Genomic DNA, 6,140 nt, shown 5'->3' on the forward strand with positions numbered 1-6,140 from the left:
TTGGCCTTGATCGAGGGGGCGCTCGCGCTTCCAAGTTCGCGTTCGCTGTCCGGCTTGCCGCCGCCTTTCGGCTCATGGCGACGCTCGGCGTCGCACACACAGGCGCGCGAGCCGCACTCAGCGATGCCCGGCGCGCCGGGATATGCGCCCACTGCGCGCCCTCGCGTTCGCATTCCGCCAAATACCAGATTTCTGTTCTTCTACAAGCTGCCGCAGCGGCCCAGTTCTGACGGTCGTTTCGACGAGCAACTGGCCGAAGCCCGGCGTTACCTCGAAGCGGATGACCCGCGCCCCCATTCGTCGCGGTCTGATCGAATACTCGGTGCCGCCATCTTCGTGGGCTGCAGCATCGCGCTCGCCTGGTTGCTGGCAACCTGTTCCACGCACGAAATCACCGGCAACGATACAGTGGCGGCAAGACCGTCTCCCGCGGTAGTACGTGCGGACCCTGTTACGGCTGAGCCGGCCAAATCGGTCGTCAATGTGACGCAAGCGTCGCGGGAGGGAGAGCCGGCCGCATCGCCTGCAACGAACCGCTGGCAGAAAATTGAACATCGCGTCGGCACGGTGAGCTCGTCACAGCAAGTGAAGCGGGAGGCGAACGCAAACGCGGGCCCGCCGCGCCAACTCGCCGGCGGGAACCGGCTGACGAGCATTCATCGCCCGCTTGCAGTAGAGAGGTTCAACCACGTACCAATCGAAAGGGGTCAAGCCGCACTGAACCATCTGGTTCATCCGCAAACGCCTCTTGCGGCACATGGCCCGCATCAGGAAACCGCGTCTCGATTCAGCTTAGACGACTCAGCCGAGCGCGCCGCGCTGTCCGATTGGGCCGCGCAGCAGCGGCACGCCAGCATCACGACTACAACGCGCCCAACGCCGTCCGGGTCGGCGCCGACCTCGGACAACATCGACTGGAACGCTCATATGACTCAGCGTCGAATTACCGACAATCCCGCCGCCTTCCAGTCCGGCCCCGCATCGCTCGGGTCCCACTGAGTGGCGAAAAAAAAGCCCGACCAAGGTCGGGCTTTGAAAGTCGGCTGCGCCCTCCACAGGACGCAGCCCCTGCAAAACAGCCAAGCTGTTTGCGTTACCGCAAAGCTGAAGCCGAGGCTTAAGCAGCCAGCAACGAACGCAGCACGAACGGCAGGATACCGCCGTGCTTGTAGTAGTCGACTTCAATCGGCGTGTCGATACGCAGCAGCACCGGCACGCGTTTCTCGCTGCCGTCCTTGCCGCGAATCACCAGCGTCACTTCCTGCTGCGGCTTGAAGTCTGCGCCGAGGCCTTCGATGTCGTACGTTTCTTCGCCGGTAATACCGAGCGATTGCACGCTGTCAGAGCCCTTGAACTGCAGCGGCAGAACGCCCATGCCGACCAGGTTCGAACGGTGAATCCGCTCGAAGCTGCGTGCGACCACGGCCTTCACGCCCAGCAGTTGCGTGCCCTTGGCGGCCCAGTCGCGCGACGAGCCCGTGCCGTATTCTTCACCGGCGAACACGATGGTCGGCGTGCCGGCGTCGATGTACTTCATTGCTGCGTCGTAGATGGACAGCTGTTCGCCGCTCGGCTGGTGAATCGTGAGGCCGCCTTCCACGCGCGAACCGTCCGCCTTCGGCGGGATCATCAGGTTCTTGATCCGGACGTTGGCAAACGTGCCGCGCATCATCACGTCATGGTTACCGCGGCGCGAACCGTAGCTGTTGAAGTCGGCCTTCTGCACGCCGTTTTCCTTCAGCCACTTGCCTGCCGGCGAGTCTTCCTTGATCGAGCCAGCCGGGCTGATGTGGTCGGTCGTGACCGAGTCGCCGAAAATGCCCAGCGCGCGCGCGTTCGTCACGGCAGCAATGCTGTCGGCCGGCGTCATCGAAAAATCGTTGCCGAAGAACGGCGGCTCAGCAATGTACGTCGACTTCGGCCAGTCGTAGACCTGGCCTTCTTCGCCCTCGATCTTGCTCCACAGGTCGCCCTTCTTGGTCAGCGACGAGTAGTTTTTGCGGAACGCTTCCGCGTCCAGCGCGAACTTGAGCAGGTTGTTCACTTCGTCGCTGGTCGGCCAGATGTCGCCGAGGTAGACGTCCTTGCCGTTCTTGCCCTTGCCGACCGGCTCGGTCATCAGGTCGCGCGTGATGTTGCCCGCAATCGCGTAGGCCACGACGAGCGGCGGCGAGGCGAGGAAGTTCGCGCGGATGTTCGGATGAATACGCGCTTCGAAGTTACGGTTGCCCGACAGCACGGCTGCCGCGACGATGTCGTTCTTCGTGATCGCTTCGTTCAGTTCCGGCGTCAGGTCGCCCGCGTTGCCGATACACGTCGTGCAACCGTAAGCGGCGAGCGTGAAGCCGAGTTTGTCGAGATACGGCAGGAGGCCGGTTTTCGTCAGGTATTCGGTGACGATACGCGATCCCGGAGCGAGCGACGTCTTGATATGCGGCGCGACCGTGAGGCCGGCTTCCACAGCCTTCTTCGCGAGCAGGCCGGCAGCCAGCAGCACGCTTGGATTGGACGTGTTCGTGCACGAGGTGATCGCGGCGATCAGCACGTCGCCGTTCTTCACGTTGACGCCGTTGCTGGTGGTGTATTGCGCGTCGAGGTCGGCGGCCTTCTTGGCAAAACCGTTTTCCGAGACGGGCTTCGAGAACAGGTCTTCGAACGTCGACTTCACGTGACCGATTTCGATGCGGTCTTGCGGACGCTTCGGGCCCGCCAGCGACGGCGCAACCGTGCCGAGATCGAGCGTCACGACCTTCGTGTAGTCGATGTCGCCTTCCTTCGGAATGCCGAACAGGTTCTGAGCCTTGAAGTAGTTCTGGAACGCCGCGATTTCAGCGTCCGTGCGGCCCGTGCCTTTGAAGTAGTCGATCGTCTTTTCGTCGACCGGGAAGAAGCCCATGGTCGCCCCGTATTCCGGCGCCATGTTGCCGATGGTTGCGCGGTCCGGCAGCGACAGCGAACGCGTGCCTTCGCCGAAGAACTCGACGAACTTGCCGACCACCTTTTCCTTACGCAGCAGTTCGGTGATGGTCAGCACGAGGTCGGTGGCCGTCACGCCTTCGCGCAGTTTGCCCTTCAGGTTCACGCCGACCACGTCGGGCGTCAGGAAGTACACCGGCTGGCCAAGCATGCCGGCTTCCGCTTCAATACCGCCCACGCCCCAGCCGACCACGCCGATGCCGTTGATCATGGTGGTGTGGCTGTCCGTGCCGACCAGCGAATCCGGGTAGTACACCGTGTCCGCGCCGTCAGCCTTCTTGTGCACGCCGCGTGCGAGGTACTCCAGGTTCACCTGGTGAACGATGCCGACGCCCGGCGGCACGACCTTGAACGTGTCGAATGCCTGCATGCCCCACTTCATGAACTGGTAGCGCTCGTTGTTGCGCTGGAATTCCAGTTTCATGTTCAGGTCGAGCGCATTCTTTTCGCGGAAGTGGTCGATCTGCACCGAGTGGTCGACAACCAGATCCACCGGAACCAGCGGCTCGATCGACTTCGGATTTTTGCCCACGCGCTGCGCGACGCCACGCATTGCCGCGATGTCGGCGAGCAGCGGCACGCCGGTGAAATCCTGCAGCACGACGCGCGACACCACAAACGGGATTTCGTCGACGCGCGCGGCGGTCGGCTTCCAGTTCGCGAGTTGCGTGATGTGTTCTTCGGCGATTTTCTTGCCGTCGTAGTTACGCAGCACCGATTCCAGCACGATTCGGATCGAAACCGGCAGGCGGTCGATCTTGATGTTCAGTGCCTTGCCGAGTTGCGGCAGGGAGTAGAACTTGCCTTTGCCGGAACCGCTGTCGAATTCCTTGAGCGTTTTGTGGAGGTTGTGGGCCATGGTGTTTTCCTTGGTTTGATCGCGGAACTACAGTACTTAACTCAACTAGATGACGTACAGATCGACGTACTCATTGACCGGCATGGCTTCGAGCCGTGCCTGATCCAGCGACACGTCGAGAATCGCCAGTTGTTGCTTGACCGGAAAGCGGCGCGCGAGGTTGGTCTTGAACTTCTCGACCAGCAACGGAATCCCGTCTTCGCGACGACGCTTATGACCGATCGGATATTCGACTACGACTTCGTCGAACTGCGACCCGTCGTTGAATTCTATCGTCAGTGCATTGGCGATCGAACGCTTATCCGGGTCGTGGTAATCCTTGGTGAACTGCGCGTCTTCCACGCATTCCATCTTGGCGCGCAACGCGTCGATACGCGCGTCCTGCGCGATGGAATCTTCGTAATCGGCGGCCGTCAGGCGGCCAAAAATCAGCGGCACCGCGATCATGTACTGAATGCAGTGATCGCGGTCGGCCGGATTGTCGAGCGGCCCTTTTTTGTCGATGATGCGAATCGCGGCTTCGTGCGTGCGAACCGTGATCTTGCGGATGTCCTCGACACGCCGGCCGTGCGCGACGAGTTGCGCCTGCAACGTGAGCGCGGCTTCCACGGCGGTTTGCGCATGAAACTCGGCCGGGAACGAAATCTTGAACAGCACGTTTTCCATCACGTAGGAACCGTACGGACGCTGGAACCGGAAGGCGTTGCCCTTGAAGAGGACGTCGTAAAAGCCCCAGGTCTTCGCCGTCAGCACTGACGGATAGCCCATCTCCCCGGTTTTCGAAATCAGCGCAAGACGCACGGCGCGCGAAGTCGCGTCGCCTGCGGCCCACGATTTGCGCGAGCCGGTATTCGGCGCATGGCGGTACGTGCGCAGCGCCTGCCCGTCAACAAGCGCCTGCGACACCGCATTGATCAGCTCGTCGCGCGTGAGGCCGATCAGTTGGCCAACCACCGCCGTGGAGGCGAGCTTCACCAGCAATACGTGGTCGAGCCCAACCTTGTTGAAGGAGTTCTCAAGCGCAATGCAGCCTTGAATTTCGTGCGCCTTGACCATCGCGATCAGGACGTCTTTCATCGTGAGCGGCGCTTTGCCCGCTGCGATGGCCGTGCGCGAGAGCCAGTCGGCTGTCGCGAGAATGCCGCCGAGATTGTCCGACGGATGGCCCCATTCGGCGGCGAGCCACGTGTCGTTGAAGTCCAGCCAGCGGATCATTGCGCCAATGTTGAAGGCGGCCTGAACCGGGTCCAGCTGGAACGACGTGCCGGGCACTTTCGCGCCGTTGGGGACGATCGTGCCGGGCACGATGGGTCCCAACAGCTTGGTGCAGGCCGGGTAGGTGAGCGCCTCGAGGCCGCAGCCGAGCGTATCGATCAGGCAATGACGCGCGGTTTCCAGCGCGAGCGCGCTGTCGATCTGATACTCCAGAACGTAGTCGACGATATCGACGAGGACTGTGTCCGGGTCGGGTCGCACGTTGGAAATCGGAGCGGACATCGAGGGCTTTTCCTGATGACGACGAGTTAGTTCGTCTTGTTGATCGCGTTCGATTGCGTCGGAGCCGGTGCGCCTTGCGTCATGGCTGCCGTCTTGCACTCGTCGGCGAGACGCGAGCTGTCCTTGTCCGAGAACAGCATGGCCTTCGTCGGGATCACGACGAGATCCATGCCGCTTGCGGCGTCGTGGAAGCGGTCCGCGCCCGTGGTCGTGGATTGACGGGGCAGATTGTAGTTCTTGTTCGCCCAGTGAACCGTGACGATCTGGTCACGCTTCATGTCGCCCTTCAGGTCGAATGACAGGCCTTCGTTGCACGACCATTTTTCCGCGCCTTCCGGGATCGGATCGACCTTCGCTTCCTTCGCGGGATTTTCTTTGCGCTTGATCAGGCGGCGCGGCTGCGGGCGTTTTGCAACCGCCTTCTTGGCAGCCGGCTTCGCGGTGGTCGCCGTTTCCGCGGCGGCGTCAGTCGCGACGGTCAGCATCGTCGTGGACAGGGCGCCAATCACGGCGGCGATCATCAGCTTCTTCATGGAGAAAACCTTTCTATCTAATTTCAGTTGAACGGTACGCGGTCTACCGGTCCTGGCGGCCGCGGGGTTGAACTGCACGCGCCTTGAAAGCGCACAGCGACCGCTATTTTCTCCTATTTAGCGGCACGTACTTTAAATTCTCGGGGCCCGTGTAATTCGCACTGGGGCGGATGATCTTGTTGTCGATACGCTGCTCGATGATGTGCGCGCTCCACCCCGCCGTGCGCGCGATCACGAAGAGCGGCGTAAACATGGCCGTTGGCACGCCCATCATG

The 6,140-nt window shown here is 61.7% G+C and carries 5 protein-coding genes; 1 reads left to right on the forward strand and 4 read right to left on the reverse strand.

Annotated elements, in window-relative coordinates; translation table 11 throughout:
• The gene (locus HV711_RS04610; RefSeq protein ID WP_244142651.1) at positions 1-999 is read left to right on the forward strand and encodes a hypothetical protein; all 999 of its coding nucleotides are present in this window, start codon (positions 1-3) and stop codon (positions 997-999) included.
• A gap of 118 nt (positions 1,000-1,117) precedes the next feature.
• Here HV711_RS04610 and acnA read toward each other — a convergent pair whose 3' ends face one another.
• The 4 genes from acnA to HV711_RS04630 all read right to left on the reverse strand — a co-directional run.
• Positions 1,118-3,835 (reverse strand): aconitate hydratase AcnA, encoded by a 2,718-nt coding sequence (acnA, locus tag HV711_RS04615; protein ID WP_035484534.1) that lies wholly within the window; start codon positions 3,833-3,835, stop codon positions 1,118-1,120.
• A 45-nt stretch (positions 3,836-3,880) separates the two neighbouring features.
• Positions 3,881-5,332, reverse strand: coding sequence for a bifunctional 2-methylcitrate dehydratase/aconitate hydratase (locus HV711_RS04620; protein ID WP_035484530.1), 1,452 nt, complete (start codon positions 5,330-5,332; stop codon positions 3,881-3,883).
• Positions 5,333-5,358: 26 nt separating this feature from the next.
• The gene (locus tag HV711_RS04625; RefSeq protein ID WP_013591364.1) at positions 5,359-5,865 is read right to left on the reverse strand and encodes a hypothetical protein; all 507 of its coding nucleotides are present in this window, start codon (positions 5,863-5,865) and stop codon (positions 5,359-5,361) included.
• Positions 5,866-5,968: 103 nt separating this feature from the next.
• A partial coding sequence (locus HV711_RS04630; protein WP_302479444.1) for a citrate/2-methylcitrate synthase occupies positions 5,969-6,140 on the reverse strand: 172 nt, incomplete at its 5' end.

Source organism: Paraburkholderia phenoliruptrix, from assembly GCF_902859825.1.
GTDB classification, from domain to species: Bacteria; Pseudomonadota; Gammaproteobacteria; order Burkholderiales; family Burkholderiaceae; genus Paraburkholderia; species Paraburkholderia phenoliruptrix.